The organism is Gimesia panareensis, from assembly GCF_007748155.1.
GTDB classification, from domain to species: Bacteria; Planctomycetota; Planctomycetia; order Planctomycetales; family Planctomycetaceae; genus Gimesia; species Gimesia panareensis.
In genome coordinates, this window is sequence record NZ_CP037421.1 from 1,968,722 (window position 1) to 1,992,852 (window position 24,131).

The 24,131-nt window shown below is 54.9% G+C and carries 18 protein-coding genes; 7 read left to right on the forward strand and 11 right to left on the reverse strand.

Annotated elements, in window-relative coordinates:
• Positions 1-13: 13 nt before the first annotated feature.
• Positions 14-1,330: a response regulator gene (locus Enr10x_RS07475; protein ID WP_145105727.1), complete on the reverse strand. Its 1,317-nt coding sequence runs from the start codon at positions 1,328-1,330 to the stop codon at positions 14-16.
• A 732-nt stretch (positions 1,331-2,062) separates the two neighbouring features.
• Between Enr10x_RS07475 and Enr10x_RS07480 the strand changes: the two genes are divergently transcribed.
• Both Enr10x_RS07480 and Enr10x_RS07485 read left to right on the forward strand, forming a co-directional pair.
• Positions 2,063-3,034, forward strand: coding sequence for a DUF1559 domain-containing protein (locus Enr10x_RS07480; RefSeq protein WP_145105730.1), 972 nt, complete (start codon positions 2,063-2,065; stop codon positions 3,032-3,034).
• Between the two features lie 111 nt (positions 3,035-3,145).
• Positions 3,146-3,523, forward strand: a complete 378-nt coding sequence (locus Enr10x_RS07485; protein ID WP_145105733.1) for a hypothetical protein — start codon at positions 3,146-3,148, stop codon at positions 3,521-3,523.
• Positions 3,524-3,601: 78 nt separating this feature from the next.
• Here the strand turns inward: Enr10x_RS07485 and Enr10x_RS07490 are convergent, their stop codons facing one another.
• The 5 genes from Enr10x_RS07490 to Enr10x_RS07510 form a co-directional block, all read right to left on the reverse strand.
• On the reverse strand, positions 3,602-4,657 hold the full coding sequence (locus Enr10x_RS07490) for a hypothetical protein (protein WP_197997510.1): 1,056 nt from the start codon (positions 4,655-4,657) through the stop codon (positions 3,602-3,604).
• Positions 4,658-4,849: 192 nt separating this feature from the next.
• Positions 4,850-7,864 carry an outer membrane protein assembly factor BamB family protein gene (locus Enr10x_RS07495; protein WP_145105736.1) on the reverse strand — a complete coding sequence of 1,005 codons (3,015 nt, stop codon included), beginning with the start codon at positions 7,862-7,864 and terminating at the stop codon, positions 4,850-4,852.
• 106 nt (positions 7,865-7,970) lie between these two features.
• Positions 7,971-9,089 (reverse strand): sialidase family protein, encoded by a 1,119-nt coding sequence (locus tag Enr10x_RS07500; protein ID WP_145448604.1) that lies wholly within the window; start codon positions 9,087-9,089, stop codon positions 7,971-7,973.
• A gap of 31 nt (positions 9,090-9,120) precedes the next feature.
• Positions 9,121-10,197, reverse strand: a complete 1,077-nt coding sequence (locus tag Enr10x_RS07505; protein ID WP_145448605.1) for a hypothetical protein — start codon at positions 10,195-10,197, stop codon at positions 9,121-9,123.
• Positions 10,198-10,223: 26 nt separating this feature from the next.
• The gene (locus Enr10x_RS07510; RefSeq protein WP_145448606.1) at positions 10,224-10,937 is read right to left on the reverse strand and encodes a FadR/GntR family transcriptional regulator; all 714 of its coding nucleotides are present in this window, start codon (positions 10,935-10,937) and stop codon (positions 10,224-10,226) included.
• Between the two features lie 100 nt (positions 10,938-11,037).
• Here Enr10x_RS07510 and Enr10x_RS07515 point away from each other — a divergent pair, with 100 nt between their 5' ends.
• Entirely contained in the window at positions 11,038-12,918 is a 1,881-nt protein-coding gene (locus tag Enr10x_RS07515) for an FAD-dependent oxidoreductase (protein ID WP_145448607.1), read from the forward strand.
• A gap of 406 nt (positions 12,919-13,324) precedes the next feature.
• Positions 13,325-14,197, forward strand: a complete 873-nt coding sequence (locus Enr10x_RS07520) for an alpha/beta hydrolase (RefSeq protein WP_145448608.1) — start codon at positions 13,325-13,327, stop codon at positions 14,195-14,197.
• A 282-nt stretch (positions 14,198-14,479) separates the two neighbouring features.
• On the opposite strand, the gene Enr10x_RS07525 is transcribed toward Enr10x_RS07520, so the two are convergent.
• Positions 14,480-15,139 (reverse strand): hypothetical protein, encoded by a 660-nt coding sequence (locus Enr10x_RS07525; protein ID WP_145448609.1) that lies wholly within the window; start codon positions 15,137-15,139, stop codon positions 14,480-14,482.
• A gap of 219 nt (positions 15,140-15,358) precedes the next feature.
• On the opposite strand from Enr10x_RS07525, the gene Enr10x_RS07530 reads away from it, so the two are divergent.
• The gene (locus tag Enr10x_RS07530; protein ID WP_145448610.1) at positions 15,359-17,626 is read left to right on the forward strand and encodes an SGNH/GDSL hydrolase family protein; all 2,268 of its coding nucleotides are present in this window, start codon (positions 15,359-15,361) and stop codon (positions 17,624-17,626) included.
• A gap of 317 nt (positions 17,627-17,943) precedes the next feature.
• On the opposite strand, the gene Enr10x_RS07535 is transcribed toward Enr10x_RS07530, so the two are convergent.
• From Enr10x_RS07535 to Enr10x_RS07550, 4 genes are read right to left on the reverse strand one after another with little or no spacing between them, the layout of a single operon-like run.
• On the reverse strand, positions 17,944-18,537 hold the full coding sequence (locus tag Enr10x_RS07535; protein WP_145448611.1) for a hypothetical protein: 594 nt from the start codon (positions 18,535-18,537) through the stop codon (positions 17,944-17,946).
• A gap of 58 nt (positions 18,538-18,595) precedes the next feature.
• A complete protein-coding gene (locus tag Enr10x_RS07540; RefSeq protein ID WP_145448612.1) occupies positions 18,596-19,150 on the reverse strand; it encodes an SMI1/KNR4 family protein in 555 nt (184 codons plus the stop codon).
• A gap of 23 nt (positions 19,151-19,173) precedes the next feature.
• Positions 19,174-19,740 carry an SMI1/KNR4 family protein gene (locus tag Enr10x_RS07545; RefSeq protein ID WP_145448613.1) on the reverse strand — a complete coding sequence of 189 codons (567 nt, stop codon included), beginning with the start codon at positions 19,738-19,740 and terminating at the stop codon, positions 19,174-19,176.
• Positions 19,741-19,779: 39 nt separating this feature from the next.
• Complete coding sequence (locus Enr10x_RS07550) at positions 19,780-20,937, reverse strand: IS256 family transposase (RefSeq protein ID WP_232093022.1); 1,158 nt, start codon at positions 20,935-20,937, stop codon at positions 19,780-19,782.
• A gap of 721 nt (positions 20,938-21,658) precedes the next feature.
• On the opposite strand from Enr10x_RS07550, the gene Enr10x_RS07555 reads away from it, so the two are divergent.
• Both Enr10x_RS07555 and Enr10x_RS07560 read left to right on the forward strand, forming a co-directional pair.
• Positions 21,659-22,189 (forward strand): sigma-70 family RNA polymerase sigma factor, encoded by a 531-nt coding sequence (locus Enr10x_RS07555; protein ID WP_145448614.1) that lies wholly within the window; start codon positions 21,659-21,661, stop codon positions 22,187-22,189.
• Positions 22,186-23,946, forward strand: coding sequence for a FecR domain-containing protein (locus Enr10x_RS07560; protein WP_145448615.1), 1,761 nt, complete (start codon positions 22,186-22,188; stop codon positions 23,944-23,946). Before Enr10x_RS07555 ends, Enr10x_RS07560 begins: the two co-directional genes overlap by 4 nt.
• The last annotated feature ends 185 nt before the right edge of the window (positions 23,947-24,131 follow it).

The following is a 24,131-nucleotide window of genomic DNA, read 5'->3' on the forward strand; positions in this document are numbered from 1 at the left end:
TGCGCGAAAAGCTTCAGCGGGAGACGCTGGCAGATTTATTGGCCAGCCGGGCGGCGATCTGCGGGATGAAGACGTTGCGATCAATGGGTTTGGTCAGGCAGTCGTCCAGGCCTGCTGCGAGGCAACGTTCCCGTTCGCCCGTGAGCGCGTGCGCGGTTAATGCGATAATCTGGCTGGTGTATCCGGCATTGCGGAGTGCTTTTGTCGCCTGGTAGCCATCCATCACCGGCATTTGCAGATCCATCAGGATCAGATCGAAAGGGGATTTCGACTGCAGTGCGGTTTCGACGCCCTGCTGTCCATTGGAGGCGATGGTGACATCGGCTCCCGCGCGATTGAGCAGAAAGCGGATCAGCCGCTGGTTATCCAGGTTGTCTTCCACGACCAGGATGCGGCCCTGCAGTCTACTGTTCACGGAGAAGGACTGGGACAAGGGCAGTTCGTGTTCCAGCTCTTCCAGAGAAGAGAGCATGCGAACTTCGTGTAAAGGACCGGTGGCAATCTGAAACGTGAATTCGCTGTGCTGCTCCGATTCCTGTTCGAGGCTGATCTCACCATCGAGCAGTTCTGCAATCCGACTGATGATCGTAAACCCCGATCCGGCTTTGGCCCTTTTCCCGGCTGTGGCAGACTGGCGAAACGGCTGGAAGACATGCTGCCTCTGGTCAGTGGGGATCCCCAGGCCGGTATCGCTGACCCGGAAGCTGAAGGCCTCCTGCGTGGGATCGCAGCTCAGTGTCAGGCGAATGTGTCCCTGCCGGGACAGTTTGAGTACATTGCCCGTCAGATTGACCAGGGCTTCTTTCAACAGGGAAGGATCGGACTGGATGGTTGCCGGGACCGGCCCGTCCAGTTCGAGGTGCAGCGTGTTTTCCTGTTCGCTGGCCTGTTCGGTTAACTGTTCAATGACTTCCCGTCCGATTTGAATGGGACTGACCTGCAGCGATTCGATTTCCAGGATCCCGGATTCGAGTTTGGAGAGCTCCAGAATTTCATTGATCACGTCGAGCAGATAGCGGCCGTTACGTTGAATGGTCTGCACCGCCCGCGTCTGATCGGTGGCGGAAAGCGCCTCATTCTCCAGCAGTTCGGTGAAGCCCAGAATCGCGGTCATCGGCGTACGAATTTCGTGACTCATGTAGGCCAGAAACTCACAACGGGCACGGGTGGCTGACTCGGCGCGCGCCTGGGCCTGTTTGAGTTCTTCGCGCGTGGCCTGTAACTCCTGGAGTAACTGCGTCGAATCCAGTTTCGCGTCTGAAAGGACGGACTCAGAGTAGTCGGCCTGCTGTTCAGCAAGTTCAGTATTTCCTGTTTTGGATCTGGTCATTTCCCATAGGACTCCACTGACGTTTCTATCGGGTCAGTTCCGAACTTGACTCAGATCCACACGAGCGCTGTGACAGGACAAGTTTCTCTTTCTGAATATCTTCGTTATCGGAAGCGGTCGATTTCATGAAAACACGTTTTTGTGGTATTAGATCTGCTTCTCTGATTTTAAGGGAAAACCCTGTTGCTTCCGTGAGTGGTTTCCAGCAGTTGTTCATTACTGGCAGGTTGTGGTGTGTTTTGAAAGAAGACGACCGATCGTGCGCTTGGCTGCACTCGCGCTACCGTCGGGAACTACGCTGCCAGATGAAGGATTCGTGGATGAATTTTGAAAATGGATCGTTGTGGTTTAGCTGTAACGAGTGTGGCGGGCAGCGGATCAGTATTTGAGAGAAAGAGTTCCTGATTTTTTAACAATGTTTCTTATGTCGTTCTAAAGAGTGAATGTGTACTGAACATCGCCTGTTTTTTGATTTTTACTGTATGAAAAGTGACATGTATAGATTGCCCATGCCTCATGTTTACCTAAAATTCATGGATGGTTAACGGAGAATTCTTTCTTCCGAATCTTTTTGAGTGCGTCGTTTTCTCTGAGATGCCCGCCTCATTCCATTCTCAGCTTCTCTTTCAGATAACGCACTCGAATCAATTATCTAAAATTTATTTCCCCGTACTTTCAGTTGCTCAGGTGGGGGAGTTTTTCAAGTCTTTCTAAAGGGAGGGGTCCCCAAAGATGCATTCGAAGTTCCACGCGAAACGAGGTTTTACATTAATTGAATTGCTGGTGGTCATTGCGATCATCGCGATTCTGATTGCGCTGCTGCTGCCGGCTGTGCAGCAGGCACGTGAGGCAGCCCGCCGCAGTACCTGCAAGAATAATCTGAAGCAGATCGGTCTGGCGATGCACAACTATCACGATACTCATCGTACGTTTCCTCCGGGGGCCGTCTGGTACGGAATCGGTTCAGCTCCTGCCAACGGGCGTGACGGTAACTGGGGAACGACCTGGGTGGTTCAGGTTCTGCCATTCATGGATCAGGCACCGCTGTATAACAAGTACAACATGAGTCTGAAGGCACGCAGTGCGAATGCCAGCTCCAGCAACAGCGTACTGCAGGCGAAGATCCCGAGTCTGCGTTGTCCTTCACAGACGGGCGTCGATCGTTCCCGGTTGACCCAGGATTTCAACGGTTTTTCCAAGATCACGTATGCCGCTTCCGTGGGTTCGGGATCAACACTGACGATCGGTGACTTCAATAATTCCGCCCGTCGTGGGTTCTTCAGTGCCATTGCTCAGGATGGTGCCAAAATCCGCGACGTCACTGATGGTGCTTCCAATTCTATCATGCTGGGAGAAATTGTTGTCGGTATCAGTGGCGGAGACGATAAAGGAGCCTGGGGCTGGTGCACCGGGGCACTGTTTTCCGGTAGAAACTACCATGGCATCCTGACTCCGAATACGACTCGTTACACAGATGCCACACCGTATGCTTCCAATAACAATTCCGACAAAAACTTTAACCGGCGAAATAACCCTGACCGAACCGGTTCCGGTTCAGGGCAGGCGGCACGCAGCTTCCACGTGGGTGGTGTGCATGTCACCATGGGTGATGGCGCCGTGCGGTTCATCTCGGAAAACATCAATCAGGCGACTTATCTGAACCTGTTATCCATCGCTGATGGAAACGTGATTGGTGAATTCTAAGCAACCTGTTTAATCAGAATTGTTCGCAGGAACCAGCAGCTCCAATGACTTTTATTATTGGAGCTGTTTTTTTAACTCAGAAGGAAAAGGCTCAGACAAATGGAAATCAGCATGGCATCGGGCAGACGACTGGTCTGCTGCCTGGCATTATTCATCTTCACTGTTTCACTCCCCGCTTGTGGCGGTCCGCCGTCAATGCCTCCTCCAACCGATTCGGAACAGAGCGAAGTGGCGCAGAAATCGATTGATGATTTCATCGCGGCTGCCAGGAAAGAGCCGAAGCAGGCGGCGCAGAAACTTTCGATTCTGATGGAGTCACTGGAAGCGTATGCCAGCGAGTTTCAGGGACCCTATGTTGAGCTGCGGGATGAAGCGAAAAAGCTGCTCGACATGTACCAGAATTCCGCTGCCAAGGAGAAGATCGACGCTCAACTGGACGTGTTCAAGCAGAAATCAGATGCGCTCTCTGGTGGCGCCAGTGCAGAGTAGTCTGCCTCCACGTTGAAACAGACAGATCCGCTGATCGCATCCCGCAGAGACAGGATGAGATCAGCGGATTTTTTTTGATTACTCGATGGTCAGTGTGTTGATGCTGCCGTTCTGTTGAAAGTCCTGACTGAATTTCAACGTGGCAGTCACGCGGAGTTCCGGGTGACCGGCGACAGTAACATGCGGGGTTGTCGTAAAACCGGATCCGGGGCTGGTGATTTTGAAGCCGGTCACTGTGCCGTCTTTAATGATGGCGGTTGCTCTGGCAGGAGTCCGTTTCCAGACTTCTCCATTGTGCGGCTGATAACGGTAGTAATTGGAAACTTCGTCCAGCCGATCATTGGTGATGCCATATTTCCCCAGGGCGTTCATGAGGACTTCTTTATTGGCGCGGGCCCGGGCTGCAGTCGGGGCACCGTTGCGGGCGGGTTGAACCCTGCTGAAGGCATCGCGAAAGACCTGTGGTTCCACTCCCAGTGCAGCGGCGATGAGATTCACGGGGCGTCCATGATCGCGGGGATCGGTTTCAAAGCCGCCGGTAAAGATCACCGTGCCCGCGGGAACATTTTCAGAGACAGCAGGCTCAGGTGGTGCCTGAAAGCGATCGCGTTCGGGACGGGGAGGACGGTTCTGGGGAGGTCCCTGCTGGCGACGGTCGTCGTGACGTTGTCGATCGGAATGAGGCCCCCGTCGGTCGTCACGATGGTCTGGTCTGCCACCGCGGTGGTGTTCATGGTGTCCTGGTCCGTCTGCATGACGATGGTCCTGCCTGTCATCTCCACGATGACCGTGGCGATCACCGTGGCGATCACCGGGGCGATCACCGGGGGGAGGCCCGTGGCGGTCGTCGCGTCGGCCCCGTTCGTCATCAGGTCGGGGTGGGCGGGGAAGTTCTTCCCGGGTCAGGCTGCCGTCCTGGTTCCGGTCGAGCTTTTTCAGGGCGACTGCAGACTGATCCATTTCCTCCGAGGAGATACGGCCATCCTGATCGGTATCGAACAGGACCATGTAGGGATCAGGCGGGGGGCCTCCTCCCTGCTGGCAACCATGGTCTCCTCTGCCACGCGGCTGTTGAGATGAGACTCCGGTGGTGATTAGCCCGGCGATGGCGACGAACGCAATGAGATATTTCATCAGCATAGCTCTCCCGTTTTGAATGAATTGTCTCGATTCAGCACGATTTCTGCAATCACAGCTACGGAATTGCTTAGAAAAAGGCCCGATGCAGGAATTAACGGAGTGCCGGGGCAATGACTACCGGTTTTTATGATGAATTTTAATTAATCGACAGAGTGTGAACTTACATGCATGTAGAATGCCCGCAGCTCATTCGCTCCCTTCCAGGGCGAACCAGGCCTGCATCTGGTAGGAACAGTTGCACTGGGACGAGCCGTCGGGGACCAGGACCAGGCCTCCGGCCGGGATGGCATTGATGTAACAGCCCAGGCGGATGCCGCCGAAGTTTTCGACGCCGGCTTTGCGGGTCAGGTCAACGTACCCGAGTGTGGCGGAGCGGAAGACCATCAGGTGTTTGCTGGCGGAGATCTGACCGCAGCCATAGGAGCGTTCGAAAGTGAAGGGGATCGGCTTTCCGGATTTCAGTTCCCAGGCACCCCCCTGGGCAAAGATTTTGTCGCCGTTAATGATCGGGTGGGACTGATATTCCGCTTTGATATCCCAGATCCGTTTTCCCGTTTTCGTATCCACGGCAGCGATCCGTCCGCCGACTTCGGAAGGGAGCCGGAAGAATTTGTGCCGGATGCCCTGGTAGAACATCAGCAGGATGTCATTTTCTTCCGAGACTGCCAGCTGGGTTCCGAAGATGTCCTCTTTGTCTTCCCAGAGGTCCTTTCCTGTTTTCGCCTGAAAGGCTTTCAGCTTGCCTTTGCGATGGGCGTCTTCCGGAGAGGGGGGATTGGGGCGACCGTTGCGGCGGGCCTCTTTGACGGCGTCGGCTTTCGCAATTTCGCGATCGACGAGATAGACGCTGTCGTTGCCAATGGTGATTGCGTTGTTGCGGATCGAATACTCGGGCTGGTAGGTCCAGAGAATATTGCCCGTTTTGGCATCAATGGCGAAGAACAGCACCGATTCATTACGGAGGCTGATGTTTTTATAGCGGGGGCTGGTGTGGTGGGCATCGTTGCTGACGGTGCCGTAGATGACGCCGTCATGGTAGCCAAGATAGCCCCAGTTCTGGTTGGGATCATCGCGGCTGACGGGGGTGGAGATTTTGCGGACCAGCTTACCCGTTTTCAGTTCGATCTGATGGCAGAAGGTGTCTTTGCAGACGAAGGCATAATCCCCACCGAGGCAGAAGTTGCTGCCGACCTCGGCCGTACTGACATCGTGATGGATGCCGTTCATGTCGGTCAGGTTATTTCGGAGCTGATATTTCCAGAGCGTATGCCCGTTGTAGGCGTCGAGTCCACACAGACCGTGCAGGCCGCCGACGACCATGACGCCCCGATTCACCAGCGGGGCCGGTCCCTGTCCGTGCCGGTTGGGAATTTGAAAATCGACATCGCGATACCAGTACATCCGCAGCGGGCCTTTGACGATTTCATCGTTGGAATTCACCGTGTTGGTGGAGTTGGAGTACTGGTGCGTCCAACTGCCCGCTCCTTTGAGATCGGCTTTGGTTTCCAGTTGCAGGTTCTCAACGGGACCCCAGCAGAATTGACCGCCGAAGGGGCGTTGAATCCGGCGGGCTTCCTGCAGTAGTGCCGGGCTCATTTCCCGTTCCAGTGAGGCAGAGCAGATCACTAGATTGGCGAAGTTTTTCGAATAAGGCAGGTGTTCGGGATCAGCGACATGCACGGCGACCCGCGAACCGTAGAGACCCACCTGTGCGAGGCGTTCGCGTGCCTGTTGGGCTTTGTCAGGATCTGCCATGACGACATAAATCTGAAAGTCGGACTGACGGGCCAGTTCGAGAGCGAGGTCGGCGTTTTCAGCGCCCAGGTCGACACAGATGCCGGTGTTGACATCGGTTTTGTCACAGATCGCTTTCGCGGCCCGCTGATCAAGCGGATTGGTCGGCTGAGGAGTTTGCGGTTTCTGATTGACTGTCTCTGGTAGTTCTGCATCAGCAAAACAGCAGATCACCCCTTTGTCGGTGCTGGCGATGAGGCATTCATCTGAGGCTGCCAGACCGCGGACAGTGCCTTCGATTTCATGCGACCACCAGGTATTGGCCTGGCCTTTGAAGTCGACGCCGGTGACCTTGTTGTGCGAACCACAGTACGCGTCATTACCGGCGATGATGACGTCGGTGATCGTATAATCCAGGGGGATGAGCCGCTTTTCTTTCAGGCTTCTGATCGAGATCGGTTTCCCTTTGCGGTCGTTGGTTTTAGTGTCGGTCCACGTGCTGTAAATCAGTGACTGCCCACTGCCGCGGAGAACGCCCTGGGGAGTCGCGGCGAGGGGGCCGGTGCCGGTCTGTTGTGCCAGATCGCCTGTCAGTTGATCGAACAGGCAGCCCGCGTTCGCGAAGAACCGGTCGGCGAGTCTGACTTCCGAACTGCCGCGCTGCTGATTTTTCTGCAGATGATAGTAGCGAAAGGCGCCGGTCGCCCGATCAAAGGCGGCGGGGACGGCGCGGCCGGTGGGCATGAAGATCTGGTCCGGACTGGCAGCGAGATAACCCTGAGAGGAAACACCACTTTTGGCACTCGCGCCTCCATGCGGCTGGTTCATGAGCAGTTGTCCGGAGTTCTGATTGCTCCAGACGACGTCTCCTGTTTCGGCATTGATCGCATACAGATAAACGCCGTCGGAAGGCCAGACCCCGGCTGCAAAGTAGACCTGATCGCCGAGGACGACCGGGCCGCCTCGCGCGGGCCAGTGTGAAATCAGCCGATCGTTGCCCATGATGAATTTGCGTTCGGGGCCGCCCCGTTTTTTCCAGAGCAGCGAACCGTCTGCCACGTTCAGGGCATACAGGCAGCCGTCATCGCTGGCGACAAAGACGCGATCTTTCCAGGCGGCGGGGGCAAACCGGATCGGCCCTTCGGTAAAGAATTTCCACTTGAGCTGACCGGTTTTCAGATCAAGGGCATACAACTGGTCGTCGGTCGAACTGCCGAACAGGACCGTTTGATTCACGACGATCGGCTGAAAGACTTCGTCAAAGGTAATGCGGGTATGCGTGGGCCAGGCAGGAGTGGGAGGCTGGGGAGTGCGAAATGTCCACTGCAGTTCCATGCGGTTGGGGAGCGGTTCGGTTGTCGATCCGCTGCGGGCGGCATCGCCACGAAACTGCGGCCAGTCGGCCTGGGTGAAGTCAGGTGCGAAGGTAAAGAGAAACAGAATGAGGAAAACCGGCGGGATCTTCATGGGGCGCCTCTGAGCGACTGATTGGGTGTGAATATCGGCGTGGGTTGATGTGTTTATGGTAAACCATCACGCATGGTTTGTCACTCATTTGCGGGAAAGATTCACATTAACTCACTGTGAATTTAAACCAGCGGATCAGGCTGACGTTCTGTTCGTAGCACCAGAAGGAGACAAACAGTTGGCCGTCGGAGAGTCGTACGATATGTGGCGCCCCGAATTTGAGGGCCGCAAAATTTTCCGACATATTCTCACCTGTCCGTGTCGTGCCTGCGGAGGAGTGTGTACCCCACAACGGCAGCTGGTCCTGGTTCTCCCATTGGCCGTGCTCGTTGAGCCGGGCATGACAGGCCCACAGGCCCGGCTCATCGAGACGTCGATAGACGCAGAGCAGGCTGCCATCATTCAGGATGTGTGGGGTCAGCGTCTGGCCAGACAGTCCGGTCGAGGCGTGGGTCGACCAGCTGGCGCCTCCGTCAGTGCTGAAAGAAAAATGATTGGGGCGATCTGTGCCAGCTGCTTCATCGTAACACCAGGCGACTGCCAGCAGGCGTCCGTCAGGCAGTTCGAGGACCTTGGATTCCCAGAAGATCAAATGATCGTCGGGGCTGTGCATGATGTCGAGAGATTCGTTCCAGCTCTGTCCCTGATCATGCGAGACCAGTGCCAGCATCCGGTTGCCGTTGGGTAGTTCACCGTCCCAGCCGCGCCAGGTGGATGTTGGCCAGAGCCAGCGACCATCCCGCAGGACCGTGATGGGGCTGCACATCTCGAACGCGGGGCCGACCAGGGGAGGTGTCACCGCTTCCGGTTCGTTCCAGGTTTTTCCCCGATCGCCGGAACGCATCAGTAACAGTTCTGCCGGCACCAGGCCCAGTGTGTCGGGGTTGCTCAGTCCTTCGTCGGGATGTGCACTGCGGTCGTAACGGATCAGGTTCGCCAGCAGTTCCCAGTCCGGCGTGGTGGTCACGCGGCCGAAGGTCGATGTCAGGCGATCGGGAGTCGCGGGGTTAAGTTGTCCCTGGTAATGCCAGGTCTGCCCCTGGTCGATAGACCGGGACCAGTGCAGTTGCAGGTTGACGGCTTCAAATGCTTCGCCCAGTGAAAACAGCCCCAGCAGCGAACCGTCGGACAGGACGGCGACCGAGGGAAAGTAAGCGTGCACACTTTTCACATGCGGCATGCTGTTGCGAAACAGCACGCCGGTTTCAAGCTGGTTGAGTTGCATGGCGAGTATCCTTCACTCAGTTGCAGGCGGTTTATTTGTGTTCCTTCAGTTTCAGATCGGCCATGTAGATCGCTGTGATTGTTTTTCCGTTCTTGTCTTTTTCGTGGCTGGAGTACCAGGAAATCACGGCGTGGTCCGGCGAGAGGACGAGGATACCCGGGTACGAGTTGTCGCCGCCACTGGGGAGCGTGGCGAATTCGTGCAGCTGATTGTCTTTGAACCAGTAGAGCGAAGTGACATACTTGCCGTTCTTACGCTGACGTCCGCCGACGACGTAGCGGTCGCCCCATTTGGCGAGCAGGGGGCCGCCGATATAGCGGTCGAGCTGTTGACGGTCCCAGTGGTCGAAGGGAGGCCGGGAACGCATGACCCAGGCGGGGTTGGATCCGCTGCGACCGATGGCCAGCAGGTCGCCGTTCTTTTCGAACAGGAAGGCGGTTTCATCCCCCTGGCGTTCGTTGAACAGGCTGGCGGTTTTCCAGACCAGGCCGTCGTCGCTTTCCAGGATGGCGGTTTCGATCAGTTCGCGTCCCTGGTCATCTTTGGCGAAGTGGCGGATGCGGCGTCCGCAGAGATAGGCTTTGCCGTCATAGGCGGCGGCCCGCCAGATGTAATGGCCGTAGGTGCCTTCGAGCATGATCGGCTTCGACCATTTTTCCCCGTCGGCCGACCAGACGGCGTAGCCCAGGTGTTCGTTGATGGTGCGGGTTTTGGGAGCGGAGTCGCCGCAATACCAGGTGCCGGTGTAGACGAAGAGTTTGTCTTTGAAGATCAGGAAGTGCGGATCGCGGACATCGCGTTTAGGGACGGAGAATTCATCGACCTGTTTCCACGTTTTGGTGTCGTCGCTCTGCATGATCAGAATGCGGGAGGTCGGAAACAGCATGTGGCCGCCCGGGCAGGTGCGGAAGGTGAGATAGTACTTGCCTTTGAATTCAATCATGTCGGTGAAGGCATTGTGTTCGCCGTTATCGAAGACCTGGCGAACATTCGTGACTTCGACTGCGGGCAGATCACTGTCGCTGCCTGCAGACAGTAATGCAGGGGACGTCAACAGACTGCCGAGCAGGGTCAGGACGGTCAGGAATGAGGGGGCGAGTTGCTGCATGTTGTCGAACCTCGTCAGAAAAAGTTTCAGGTGGTTTCCGGTGGTATGAGTAACAGGTATTTCAGATGCGAGCGCAGTACGGAGCGGGCCCGTTCGACGTCGCGGTCTTTGATGGCGTCGACCAGTTCAAAATGCTGCCAGATAATGCGCTGGTTGGTTTCCTCGGCCAGGACAGGTGTTTCCCGGGCGGGGTAGGAATTTTCAAACAGGGTCGCCAGCAGCTTTTGCATGTCGGCAATGATCGGGGAGCCGGACATTGCCAGGATCAGGCCGTGGAACTGTCGCTCGACCTCGATGCGTCGGGGCCGATCTTCGGGAGAACTGGCGGTCTGCTGGAATTCTTCCGCGAGTGCCGCCAACTGTGTAATCTGTTCCTCGCTGGCATTTTTGATGGCCAGTTCAATGGCACCCACTTCCAGGGCATAACGGAAGTGGGCCAGGTCGGCCAGTTTTTCCGGTGACCGCGCCAGCGAGGGGAGGCAGTTGGCCCAGACTTCGACCGGGTCGGGGTGGCGGACAATCAGCCCTTTTCGCTTGCGGCCTTCGAGCAGACCCAGGGCACAGAGCCGGTTGACGGCTTCGCGGGCAATCCGCCGGGAGACGTTGTATTCTTCAGCCAGTTCGGCTTCCGTGAGAAAGAAATCACCGTCGGTGAACTCGGCGGACTGGATGCGATGCCGAATGCGTTCGGAGAGATCCAGGGCCAGTGAGTTGGGCGATTCTTTGTTGATAAGTGTCATTACAGTGTCTTGTTTTGGGGAAAAAATCTTGAATAATGACAATTCTCTATTATTATATGGCATTTAATGGGTGTGTCAAATTCAAAGGATGAAATTTACGATGTCGATACTGGAACCGCATTTTCTGGAGACTGAGATCCTCGTGGCCGGGGGCGGCATGGCGGGTTGCTGCTGTGCGATTGCGGCGGCGCGGTGCGGGGCACGCGTGATTCTCTGCCAGGATCGCGGGGTGCTGGGCGGGAATGCGTCGAGTGAAGTGCGGATGCATATCGTCGGGGCGAACGGCACGGGGCACTTCGATCGGGGAGCGGAACTGGAGACCGAAGCCCGCGAAGGAGGAATCATCGAAGAGTTGCGGCTGGAGAACTGCGTGCGGAATCCGCAGCGGTCGCCCTCGATGTTTGATCTGATTCTGTATGAGAAGTGCCGGGCCGAACCGAATCTAACGTTGCTGCTGAATACCTGTGTGACAGGAGTGCAACTGGAAGGAGACCGGATCACGCAGGCGATCGCCGAACGGCAGAGTACGGAAGACCGCTTTACGATTGATGCGTCGATTTTCATCGACTGTACCGGCGATGGTCGTCTGGCGGCGGAAGCCGGGGTGCTGTTCATGGAGGGCCGCGAAGGGCAGGATGATTATCGGGAAATGCTGGCTCCCGCTCAGGCGGACAACGAGCGACTGGGATCGACCATTCTGATGCAGGCTCGCCGTCATGCGCGGCCGATGCCGTTTGTGGCTCCCGACTGGGCACGTCGATTCACCAAAGACGAACTCAAGCTGCGGCTGTACGCGACGCCCGGCGAAGAGGAGCCGACGCACGAGTATGGTTACTGGTGGGCCGAGTGGGGAGGCACGCTGGATACGATCAAGGAGAATGAAACGATCCGCGACGAACTGCTGGCGATTGTGCTGGGGATCTGGGATCACGTGAAGAACGGACCGCCGGGCACACCAGCGGGGGACGATCCTTTCGAAGCGGCTCACTGGGCGCTGGACTGGTTCGGTTTTCTGCCGGGCAAGCGGGAGAGTCGGCGGTTCATCGGACAGCATGTGTTGACGGAGCAGGATCTGCTCACGTCCCGTGATTTTCCGGATGCGATTGCCTATGGCGGCTGGTCGCTGGATCTGCATCCTCCCGCGGGAATCGACGCGGCGGAGGAAGAGCCGTGCCGACAGCATCCGGTGCCGCATCTCTATAATGTGCCGCTGTCGGCCTGTGTTTCGGGGAACCGGAGTAACCTGATGTTTGCGGGGCGGAATCTTTCGGCGACGCACGTGGCGTTTTCGTCGACCCGTGTGATGGCGACCTGCGCGGTGATCGGGCAGGGAGTGGGGACCGCGGCGGCGTACGCGGTGCAGCGAAAGTTAAGTCCCGCGGAGTTGAGTTCCCATGCCGGGGTGCTGGCGGAGATTCAGCAGCGGCTGTTACGCGATGATGCGTACCTGGTGGGAATTCGCAGTGCAGATGAGAATGACCTCGCGCGGACGGCCCGGATATCTGCCAGCAGTGAGCAGTCGGGATTCGGGGCGACTGAAGTGGTTTCGGGGCAGACGCGGAGTGTGCAGGGAGAACGGGGCGCACCACCCGAGCGGGCTGTGCCGGGCGGTCATCGCTGGATGTCGGATCCGGCTGCAGGACTTCCGGCGACGCTGCTGCTGGAGTGGGAGACGCCGATCGCGGTGCGTGAGGTTCAGCTGATTTTCGATACGGGCCTGCATCGGCATCTGACGCTGAGCCAGCATGACGGGTATACGTCGCGGATGCTGTGGGGGCAGGCGCAGCCGGAAACGGTGCGGGATTATTTGATTGAGGTGTTTGACGGGCACGACTGGCAGACCGTGGTGACTGTGGAGGGGAACTGGCAGCGCCGCCGGGTGCATGGGGTGGGGGTGGCAGGTGTGTCTCAACTACGGTTGGTGGTGACGGGAACGAATGGTGCGGAGCAGGCCCGGGTTTGTGAGATCCGGGTGTATTGAATTGGGAATTCAAGATACGATTTTTACTACCACGAAAATCACGAAAGACACGAAAAGAACAGGGGGAATTGTTGAAGATAAAAAGGGGTACAAATAAAAGAAAAACGAACCAGGGGTGGTACCGGATGCAATCCGGTATTGCCGCAGGCAACAGGAGGTTGCAGCGCTGACAATGTGGAGAGTATGTGTTCCTCAAGCTCTTTTATCAGACAAGTGGGTTTCTCTGTTGTGAATCGATCTGGTGAGCTGCGACCTCTTGCTCGCTGCGCTCGGCCCGAATTTTATTCGGGCTCACCCATGATGTTTAAACTGGTTCCTGATATTAGATTTGTCAGGGACGTTTTAAACACTGTCGGACAAGCCGACAGTGGCACCCGGGAGTCGATATCAGCAGGAAGAAAATACGATGGAAACTCGGAAGTTTGTGCGAATGCTTGTGGTCTGGGGGCTGGTGATGTCGGGGAGCTTTACCGTTGCCGCTGGTTCTGCAGCAGGGTTGGAGACCGAGGAACTCTTTCCGCGGGTGGAGGCGGTTTCGTTTGAGAGTGCGAATCTTAAAAAGCGGAAGCGGGCGGTGATTGTGCTGCCGGAAAACTGGCGGTCGATCAAACCTGCGGAGCGGCGGACGCTGGTCATTCTGCATGGGCGGGGGCGGCATGAGCGGTCGCTGGTGGATGACAAAATGATTCGTCAGCAGCTGCTGGAATCGGGGCTGTTTGTCATTCTGCCGGACGGCGATGACGGCTGGTATCTCAATTCTCCTGTGCGCCAACAGGATGTGTACGAGACGTACCTGGAAGAGGTGCTGGCGCAGGTGGCGAATGCGTATGACCTGCCCGAACAGGGGCAGCAGTGGGCGATCGCGGGCTGGTCGATGGGCGGGTTTGGCTGTGTGCGGTTTGCCGAACGGCATCCCGGTCGGTTTGCGGCGGTGAGCTCGATCATTGGTTTGCTCGACTTTCCCCGTAATGGTCTGCCAACGGGGCAATCGTATAAAGTGCCCGTGGAGCGGTTTGGTGCGGATGAAGTTGAATGGAACAAGTTCAATCCACTGAATCAGGCGGGGAAGCTGCGCGGGGCATCGCTGTTGATTATTACCGCGGACCAGGCGTTTGACCGGACGATGAACGAGCATTTTCGTGATCGGCTGACTGCGCTGGAGCTCCCGCATCAGTATGTGGAGCTCAAAGGGGGGCACACGTTTCCCGTGGTGCGGGCGGCGCTACCGCTGGTACTGGCGCATACGCAACGCGTGCTACTACGGAAGACGCGAAATTGATGCTGCCGCGAAAGACGCGAAAGTTTTTCTACCACGAAAAGCACGAAAGACACGAAAAATTTATTGGCGGGAGTTCTGGAGAGAAGGTGGGTGGTACCGGATGTAATCCGGTATTGCCGCCGGCAACAGGAGGTTGCAGTGTGAGTGTTGTGCGGTGCGTGGGCGTGCCTCATTTTTGGAGTTGATAGAGGTGGCTGCTCTGTTGTGAATTGATCTGGTGAGCTGGGACCTCTTGCTCGCTGCGCTCGGCCCGAATTGCATTCGGGCTTACCCGTTATGGTTTTAAAAATCGTCATCCTGTCTCAGGTTCCGGTTACGGTACCAGAGCCCGATGGCGAAGATTGCCCCCACGATCACGAAGAAATATTTGAGCAGGCTTGTGAAAAATCGGTAAGGGTTTTTTCTGGTTTCCGGGATGGGCGGTTTATACGAGGGCTTTGACGTTTTCGATTCGCCAATGAATTCGAACGCGTCAAAGATCCGGTTCCGATTTTCTTTGTCGTCTAACTGGTCGCTGGGGAGGTTCAGGAACAGTGTGTAGATCTTTTGATGCGCGGTAAAAGTACGCACAACAGTAAAGGAGTCCTCAGCTTTGATTTTGAGCAAATACTGATAGCAGGGGACATCTTTGAATACGATGAGTTTCCCGTTCATGAATTTGACGGGATCATTTTCCCGATAGGAGTTTCGGATCTGATCGATTGTGGAATCATCGAGTTTGGCAGCCTTCGGTGCATCCCGTGCTAAGAGCACCAGGCTGATACCGGTTCCATTATTGCACTCGGCCAGAAAATCAGGGGGCATCTCTTTGTCAGACCACTTGAAATATGTATCTGGTAACCTGAGCCGACAGGAATAAGCCGGGAATTCTTTGACTTGAGGTGTCGTGTCCGGCTCTGCCTGAAGAACAAAACAGGTGATGACCGCGAGTGAATAGAGCATGATCTGCTTTCAGAAGTTTTTTTCTGATCCTACATAACTGGTTTTGAGTTCGAAACAGAAATCAGTGTAAGATAGTGGAAGTTTAATTGATTGGGTCTCTAAAACTCATCTCCAATCTTGTATCCCCTGCCTGTGAGTCCTGCCGTGAAAAAAATCACTTTGCTGTTTCTGTCTGTTTTTGTCTGTTCTCTGTTTTCGGTCGTGTTGGCTGAGAACACTTTGCCGACGGTTAATCTGCTGCAGAATCCCCAGTTTGGATTGCGGAATACAGCTGGTTCTGAACCGGGACGCTCGATTCTCTGTTGGAATACGGATCGCTGGGGTGATGTGATCAGCGGGAATGGAAATGGAAAGCTCAAGCTTGAGTCGTTGGAGAAAGCGGTGGAGATTCAGCCCGGTAAACGGATCTGGCAGTTTGCGACGCTGCCCGAATTGGGGCTCAAGGCCGGCGATACTGTCAGTCTGTCGGTCAACGGATTTCAGGAACAGAGCGGGGCACTCAAGGCGCGGCTCTGCCTGATGCTGATTGAAAGTGCCGACGGGCAATGGTCGCCGGCGGACTTCGGGATGCCCGACAAGCGGACGTTTACAAGACACGGGCGGGGGGAACTCGTCCGGTCGCCGCAGAGGGAAACTTCGTCAGAGGAGACCGGAAAAGAATTTCAGTTGCAGCTGAACGGACTCAAGATCGATCCCCGGTTTAAAGAGCAGCGTGAATCGGATGCTGACGTTCGCAATGTGGTGGGCGTGCTGGTGGAATTCGTGAACGATTCTGACAAGCGGGTCTGGGTGAACTCCCCCGCACTGGTCAAAGGGGAAACTGTTGCGAAGACAGCACCGACCGCGTCCCGCGCACTGCCCGACCTGTATCAGAAGATTCCCCGTACGATGCAGAAGCTGACCACGGGGCAGCCGATTTCGATCCTGACGCTGGGGTCAAGTATCGACCGGGGGAGTGCGAATCCGCGGCTCTATTTTTATGACGAAGATCCCGCGAGCCCGCATTATAAAGAGCCCCTGGTGGAAGCCCGGCCGGGTAAGCCGGAGTCGATGAAAAAGCTGATCGCAGAGCGGATGGGGCGACCCGATCTGCAGGATTATGTGGGCTGGTCGCAGCACTATTTCATGTATACGGGACGACTGCGGCGGGAACTGCTGCGGAAGTTTCACTATCCGGTTGAGAAGATGCTGCTCAACGTGATGGCCTGCGATGGTTCGTCGATTGGCGAGTCGCACAGCGGCTTCAGAGAATACGCGGCGTTTGAGCTGCCGCCCGATCCCGGGACTAACGGACACCCGTCAGGCAAGTCGTGGTCCGAACTGTATCCCGCGCTGTTTGAGAACGGAAAGAAACCGGGGCCGGACCTGGTGATCTTCGGGCATGGTCACAATGAGCATATTGACCGGCCGGATGAAATCGCCGCTTATGAGGGAGCGGTCCGCTGGTTCCAGCGTCACTATCCCGGGGTGGAATTTGTGTCGTGCATGTGGATTCGCGATAAGGGTTCTGCCAGTTCGATGACGGGACCGATGCAGGAGCTGTGTGAGCATTACGGAATTCCGTTTGTCGACATGGGGCAGCTGATCATCGACCTGAAAAAGACCAGCAATTATTTTGCGATGGCCCCCGATGGTGGGCATCCCGCAGCTGGCAGTCATTACCTCTGGTTTAAACAGCTGGAGCAGGTGTTTGAAATACCTTACTCTGGACCTTATACGCCGGCGATAAACTCCGCAGATTATATACGGTCGGGAATTCCACAAAAGCAACTCCCCGTGCGGATGAATGCGTTTGCACGGAACTGGGAAGGGACCATGGTCCGGTTCCCTAAGGACAGCCCGCGGATTGTGGACGGGCGGATGATGATCCTGGAAGACGCCGCTTTCAATCTCTGGGCGGATAACAAACGGGAGATGATGCAGCTGCTGATCGACGGTCAGCCGGCAGAGCACGCAGGGCATGGGCGGACCAGTTATACGCGACCCAATCCGCGGAATTCGACGTTCGTGCACGGACACCTCGCGCGCGGGGATCGGCACATCATCGAGATTCTGAATCCGAGTGCGCGGCTGAGTGCCGTGGATTGCAAGGTGGGATTGAAGCGTCGTTTCTATGGCGCGGATGCGAAGGGTTGGCAGGGGAAGTCTGTGGTAGAGGAGTTCGAGTCGAAGTGGGGGACACCGTATGGGGAAAAGGCGTTCCATCTGCAGCCGGGAGAGACACTGGAGATCGAAGTGGAGGCAGATGAGCTGTCGATTGCCTGGCTGGATGATCCGGCCGGAGGGACGCTGGTCGCAGAGGTGGACGGCAAGCCGGCCTGGTCGCAGCCGACGAATCAGCCGTTTACCGATTCGCAGGAGCGAACGCATTTTATTGAGAACCGTCGCGGGGTGTTGGGATTGCCGTTCGGGAAGCATCGGATTCGGTTGCAGGCGGAAGGGAAGCCGGTGCGGGTGATCGGGGTGTTTGGTTATGACGGGCGGTAGGGACCACGAAGGGCTCGAAAATTACTACTGCGAAAGGTTTGGGATTTTTTCTACCACGAAAGGCACGAAAGACACGAAAAGGGTTCTGGCAGGAGTACGGAAGAGAAAGTGGGTGGTACCGGATGTAATCCGGTATTGCCGGAGGCAACAGGAAATTGACAGGGGGGAGGTACGATCTGGTATTTCTGTTTCCGACCTCGGTCAAGGACGGTCTTGAGAGCAGACGAGCAGTTTATTTGTTGCGTGCAACACTGTCAGTTTCCTGCTCGCTGCGCTCGGCCCGAATTTTATTCGGGCTTACCCGCTGGTTGAAGAATTCAAGAGGCTTCCCAATAAACGGCATCGATTCGTGTGATCTGCTTATTCAGTTTAGCTGGCTCTTCTACAATTGAGTCAGATTGTTCCAGAAATCGAACGATCTGATCTCGTTCGATTTGTAAATCTGCAATCTTCTGTCTCTCAAAGAATGTTCTGACCCATCCCCAGGGTTTTCGTTCGGAATCTTTTTGATCTGATTTCTTCTGGAATCCAAAATAAGAACGGAATAAGCGACTATACTGAAATGAGTGGGTTTCTTCGCCTTGCTGGTAAAGAGCATATTCGACACTCTTGTCGGGGTATGTCACCTGGTATGCGACGATTTTCGAGTCTAATATTTTGGTTAAGCGTCTGGCTAGCCAATGCGATTGTCTGATCTGGGCTGGGGGTAGGGGAATGACTGACCATTCAAGCCCCTTCACTTCAACTGCAAATACCATGTCATCAGTTGTTTTAATCCCCGTCTGATGTACATTCTCAGACATCTGAGTATAAGGTGGGATGGTCGCTAGAGCTTTCGATAGTTGGTCAACGGCACACTCGATAAAGAGGTTACAGTTGTTGTAGCTAAAAGTCTTAATCCCATATTTCATCTGAATACCCTGATGTGTTTTCAGGTTATTTAATCACAACTTGAATCAATGTGATCAGTTATCTGCTCAATGGTCGTTTAGCAAAGTCTGATTCTTCTGAGTCTCCCCACGCTGAGAACATGGGTTCCTCTCGCTTTAACCAGCGAAGAAACATTTCCGCCACAGACAGAGGCCCCAGGTCAATTGTTGGGCCCATTTTCCATTGTAGAACAGACCATTGATCTGGATCATCATCTGACATCACCCACAAGTATGTATAACCATTAAAATCATTAATAAACGGGAATAACCCGGGGTTGGATGGACCGATAGCATAATCCAGTTCTTCCATGGTTTCACCATCGTACATATCAAAGCGGATATCATCGAGTTGCGTCTGTCGTTGTTTTCTATAAGAATTTATTTCGTCTTGAGTACAGGCTTCAGTGTAAAGCAGATAGTAAGTGTCGAACCAGATAGAACTGCCATAGACAGAGATGAAGTTTTTAAAACTGGTGGGATAAGAAAAACCAACAGCCTTTTCCAGTTTGTCCCAGTCTACTTTTCCCTTTTGTACAGGGTTCAGGGGAGGGCAGAGTATTTTCAGTTCTTCTAAAGCAGAGGCTTTATTCATGAGAGTAGTTTTCCCATAACTTTTTATCTCCGTTTCAGCGGTTGCTTTGCGAATTCCGACTCTGAGGAATTACCCCATATTGACAACATTGGTTCTTCTCTTTTTAACCAGCCTAGAAACATTTCTGCCAGGGATAACGGTCCAATTTGATAAGTCGGTCCCATTTCCCAGCTCAGCACAGGCCATTGATCTGGATCATCTCCCGACATGAGCCATAAATAAGTACAGCCATTATAGTCAATCATAAACGGGAGGAGTCCTGGTCCGGTTGGACTGATTCCGTACTCCAGTTCCTCTCTTGTTTCTCCATCGACCATATCAAACCGGATATCGTCCAACTTCTCCTGGAGCGTAGTTTGATATTCTTCAATCTCTTCTGATGAATGGGCAAGGGTGAAAAAAAGTGAATAAGTGTCAAACCAGATAGAACTTCCATAAACAGAGATAAAGTCTTTAAAGCTTGCTGGAAATTGAAGGCCCGTACTTTCTTCGAGTTGTTGCCAGTTTACTTCTCCTTCTTCTACAGGCTGAAGTGGTGGAATTAGTTTTTGAAGTTCCAGTAGAGCTGGATCTGATAAAGCAACAAACATTCTGTAAATTTCCGGGGCCTTCGGTCTCTGTGATCAGCATTAAATTGTCAGGTATCTCATGCCGGTTTCCCAGTCGTCGCTGAGTTCCACCAGGACCGCGGTCACCAGCCTCAGCAACGACTCCTCATTGGGAAACAGTCCCGCTACGCGGGTACGCCGTTTTAATTCCTTATTCTGCCGTTCCAGCATGTTTGTGGTTCGCATCCGCTTGCGATGACCGGCAGGGATGGTGAATACGGTCAGTCCTTCCGGGATGTTTTCTTCCGCCCAACTCGCCAGTTTCGGAGCTGTTTTTTCATGAGTGGAAACGAACCGTTTCAGTTCATTCAGCGCATCATCCAGGTCTCTGGCATTAAAGATATTGCGTAATTCTTCGCTCACCTGTTTGCGCAAATGAACCTTGGGAACGTATTGCATCGCGTTTTGCATCAAATGGAACTGGCAACGCTGCCAGGGCGTTCCAGCAAGCATGTTCTGTCGTGCCGCTTTCAGGCCTTCGTGTGCATCACTGACGATCAGCTTCACGCCATGCAGGCCGCGCTGGTTGAGTGAACCCAGGAATTCACGCCAATGGACTTCGGCTTCGGAGAGCGACACAGACACTCCGAGCACGCTCCGGTGACCGCTGGCCAGGACGCCGATCGCAATCAGCACGGCACAGTCCCGCACGCTGCCCTCCACGCGAACTTTTTCATAGCGGGCGTCGAGGATCAGGTATTCCACCTGCCCCAGCGGTCGATTACGCCACGTTTCCAGCTCTTCGTCGAGCAGTTTCGCTGCCCGACTGACCTGTGTACTGGTGACATCAAAGCCACAGAGTTCGGTGGTGATTTTGGCGACCTTACGGGTAGAGACGCCTTGAACATACATTTCAGCGATTGCCAGCTTCAGTGCGCGTTCAACTCCGTTCGCCGCGCTCCAGTGCAGAGGGATAAAAGTCGCCGTCGCGTGTCTGGGGCACCTGCAGTTCCAGCTTTCCGAGGCGACTTTGGAATTGATTTCGGCTTGAAACCCGTTGGCATAAGAACGGCGCGTTACGCTGCGTTGATACGGTTCGGCACCGAGGTATTCGGAACGTTCCAGCTTCATCGCTTCGTTGAACAGGATCTGGAGTGCTTGCGACATTTCATCGAATCCATGATCGGCCAGGAGCTGGACAGCGTCGAGAATGTTGTTAGATTGTTGTTGGTGGGCCATGGTTGGAGTTCCTTTTCTGTTGTGGAAAACATTAAAAAGAAACCGATCTGGCCCACCCTTTCAAGGGCTCGCCGGAGTGGTGCTTGTTATTTTCGCTACGCTCAAATAACAAGCACCACTCCGCCACACAGATAATTTACAGAAGAGATGTTACAGTAACCTGGATCTGTTTTTTGCTTCGCCATTACTATTTTTGCCAGGGATTAAGAGTTTAATATTTAAGTCGGAATCAGTTCCAGAAACAGAATTGAAGTTTGGGAAATCAATATTAAAGCAGACAGGGTATGTATACAATAGTATAAAATGTTTTCAGTTGCCTTGTTTCATACGGGATTACCACGAAAGGCACGAAAAATTTGCTGGTGCAGGTTGGATTACTTTGATCTGGTTCCAATGGGCGGGTAAATGAACTTGTCTGTCGCCAGGCGGGCGGGCACGTGGGCGCCGCCCCTACGTTTGAGGTGAGTAGCGGTCTTTCTCAGTTGGGTGGTATCTCTGTCAGTTTCCTGCTCGCTGCGCTCGGCCCGATTTTTATTCGGGCTTACCCGTTGGTTTTGCGCATGTTCAATAAATGCAGTGCTTTATGTTTATTTTGTTCCTGTCGTTTTGATGAAGAAATATCTTTTTATCAGAAACTGCGTTAGATTGGGGATCGTTGATCTAATGAACTGATACAGGATGTTTTGGACTGACCTGACTTGCGCGCGGAAGGGCCTTTGTTTTGACGAATCGTGATCTGGATGAGGAATATGTGGCGTTGATTGCCGGGAGCCAGCCTGTGTTACGGGGGCTGCTGGTGGCGCTGATTCGTCGGGCGGCTGATGTGGATGATGTGCTGCAGGAGACGAATACCGTTCTGTGGCGAAAACGGGATGAGTATGACCGGGCGCGGGCGTTTCTGCCCTGGGCGTGCCGGATTGCTCAGCTGCAGGCGCTGGCCTTTTTCAAACGGGTGCGGAACGACGGGCAGGCGGTGCTGGAAGAACGGACGCTGGAACAGATCGCGGCTGCGACGACGCGGCGGGCAGTCGAGGCGAAATCGCATGCGGAGGCACTGACGCACTGTATGGAAAAGCTGCCGAGTTCGCATCGACAACTGGTGGAGAGCCGGTACCGGGATGCGGTGCCCGTGAATCAGATCGCTGCGGATGAGGGGCGGTCGGCGGATGCGGTTTCGATGACGCTCTATCGCATTCGCAAAACGCTGATGGAGTGCATCCAGAAGACGATGGCCCGGGAGGCGCAGACATGAATTCACCCGACGAAACTTTGCGGAATGAACTGGCGACGCTGACCAGCCGGTTAATGGCGGATGAGCTGACGACCGACGAGGATGCGCGGCTGACCGAGATTCTCAATGCGCATCCGGAGTTGATCGACGAATACGCGGACCAGCTGCACCTGGATCAGCTCTTGAGCACGAATCTGTATGCGGCGGTGCCGGACGGGATCAGCCTGGAGACGCTGGAAGCGGATGCGGTCACTGAGGACGCGCCAGTGGTGGTGAAAGCCACGGCTGCGGGAGCCGCGGGGAGTGGCTTCGGTTATCTGGCGCAGGTATCTGTGGTCGTCGTACTGCTGTTGCTGGTGGGAGGCGCTTTCTGGTTGCAGAATCGTGAGCAAAGTGAATTGCCTGAAGAGTCTGTGGTCAACACGCCCAGACGGTTGCTCGAACTGCCCGCCGTTAAGTTTGTGGGGATGCTGCTGGATACGGAGGATGCGGTCTGGGAAGACGAGGAGCTGGGGGACGACATCGCTTACGGAACCCGGTTTGCTGCGGGAAAACAGTTATGGCTGAAGTCGGGGATTGCCCGGATTCGCTTTGAAAGCGGAGCGGGGGTGGTGCTGGAAGGTCCCGCGCAGATCGAACTGCGTTCGTCCCTGAATGCGAAGTTGAATTATGGCAAGCTGGCTGCCTATGTGCCTGACGAAGCGCATGGCTTTACCGTCGATACGCCGAAGATGGAGATTGTCGATCAGGGGACGCGGTTCGGGACGGTCGTCGATCCGTTCGGGAAAGCCGAAGTGCATGTGTTTGAGGGGGAGGTCGATATCAAACCCAAGGCTCAGGCAGAGCAGCCCCGCATCTTGAAAGCGAGTCAGGCAGTGTTGTTCACGCGCGGGAATACGCAGGGGGCTGACATCCGGGTGACGCCGACCAAGTTTGCGGATGTGCCCACTCCCGAGCAGCTGGTCGCAGCGAAATCAGGAAACTATCCGCCGTTGGAAGCGGTTCCCTTTGAAGCGGAAGCACCCTTCAATGAATTTGCGCTGCTGCACATCAACACGGCATTACCCAAAAACATTCTGGCAGGGGAAGCATTCGAGTACCGGGCGACTTCGTTGTCAGAACAGACGGGGGGCGTGGGCTTCAGTCATGAGGGCTGGTGGGCCGATCCGAATTTTACGCGGCTGATGGTTCCCGAACAGCGGATGCAGTGGGGAGGCCTGGAGGGAGGGCCGATGGTGCTGCAGTCCCGCGGTCATCATCATGCCTATCCTTCGCTGGCGCATCGGATGGCCCGCAAACTGGCAGAGCCGCTCCCCGAAGAATTTTATTTCAGTCTGCTCGTGAAGTATGAAGGGCTGGATGAAGACGATTTTTTTGGACTCTGGTTTGACGAATCACTGGGAGGGATGGGGACCAGTCATTCGCGGGTGCCGACAGTTGGGATCAAAGAAGGAAAGTGGTTTGCACGTTTCAGCGTGAAAAACGAAAGGTTTCTGGAACAGCCGATCAACAACCAGACGAATCTGCTGGTCGGACGTCTGAGTTTTCATGGTAAAACGGGGCATCCGGATTATCTTTCGCTATGGATCAATCCAACTGGTGAACGCAGCGAGACCCCCGATGTGAGAGTGCACTATACTTTTGCGGGGAAGTGTTTGGAATCGATCAATGCTGTGGGCGTGCGGATCGGACAGTACACGGAAGTCAGCGATTCTCTGTTTCTGGATCGACTGGTGATTGGGAAGACTTTTGAATCAGTGACACAACCGCCGGAGTAATACCAGGTCGTGTTTCTTAAATAGAATGCGTCTATGTAAATGGGAGGAACCGGGGCCAGATAGCGTTTCTTAATTCGGATGGTATATACCAAAGTCGTTTCAACCGGGGCTAACGCCCTGCGGCTAATCAGTCTTTCCGGCTGGCAAAGTACGAATCACATTCGAAACCATTTAAAAAACGCTAC

Coding starts and splice junctions, on each gene's coding strand:
- Enr10x_RS07505 (WP_145448605.1), bottom strand. CDS start 10,197: ATGCAGCAACTCGCCCCCTCATTCCTGACCGTCCTGACCCTGCTCGGC.
- Enr10x_RS07560 (WP_145448615.1), top strand. CDS start 22,186: ATGAATTCACCCGACGAAACTTTGCGGAATGAACTGGCGACGCTGACC.
- Enr10x_RS07535 (WP_145448611.1), bottom strand. CDS start 18,537: ATGAAATATGGGATTAAGACTTTTAGCTACAACAACTGTAACCTCTTT.
- Enr10x_RS07490 (WP_197997510.1), bottom strand. CDS start 4,657: ATGAAATATCTCATTGCGTTCGTCGCCATCGCCGGGCTAATCACCACC.
- Enr10x_RS07495 (WP_145105736.1), bottom strand. CDS start 7,864: ATGAAGATCCCGCCGGTTTTCCTCATTCTGTTTCTCTTTACCTTCGCA.
- Enr10x_RS07540 (WP_145448612.1), bottom strand. CDS start 19,150: ATGAATAAAGCCTCTGCTTTAGAAGAACTGAAAATACTCTGCCCTCCC.
- Enr10x_RS07485 (WP_145105733.1), top strand. CDS start 3,146: ATGGCATCGGGCAGACGACTGGTCTGCTGCCTGGCATTATTCATCTTC.
- Enr10x_RS07475 (WP_145105727.1), bottom strand. CDS start 1,330: ATGACCAGATCCAAAACAGGAAATACTGAACTTGCTGAACAGCAGGCC.
- Enr10x_RS07515 (WP_145448607.1), top strand. CDS start 11,038: ATGTCGATACTGGAACCGCATTTTCTGGAGACTGAGATCCTCGTGGCC.
- Enr10x_RS07520 (WP_145448608.1), top strand. CDS start 13,325: ATGGAAACTCGGAAGTTTGTGCGAATGCTTGTGGTCTGGGGGCTGGTG.
- Enr10x_RS07500 (WP_145448604.1), bottom strand. CDS start 9,089: ATGCAACTCAACCAGCTTGAAACCGGCGTGCTGTTTCGCAACAGCATG.
- Enr10x_RS07525 (WP_145448609.1), bottom strand. CDS start 15,139: ATGCTCTATTCACTCGCGGTCATCACCTGTTTTGTTCTTCAGGCAGAG.
- Enr10x_RS07545 (WP_145448613.1), bottom strand. CDS start 19,740: ATGTTTGTTGCTTTATCAGATCCAGCTCTACTGGAACTTCAAAAACTA.
- Enr10x_RS07510 (WP_145448606.1), bottom strand. CDS start 10,937: ATGACACTTATCAACAAAGAATCGCCCAACTCACTGGCCCTGGATCTC.
- Enr10x_RS07480 (WP_145105730.1), top strand. CDS start 2,063: ATGCATTCGAAGTTCCACGCGAAACGAGGTTTTACATTAATTGAATTG.
- Enr10x_RS07550 (WP_232093022.1), bottom strand. CDS start 20,937: ATGGCCCACCAACAACAATCTAACAACATTCTCGACGCTGTCCAGCTC.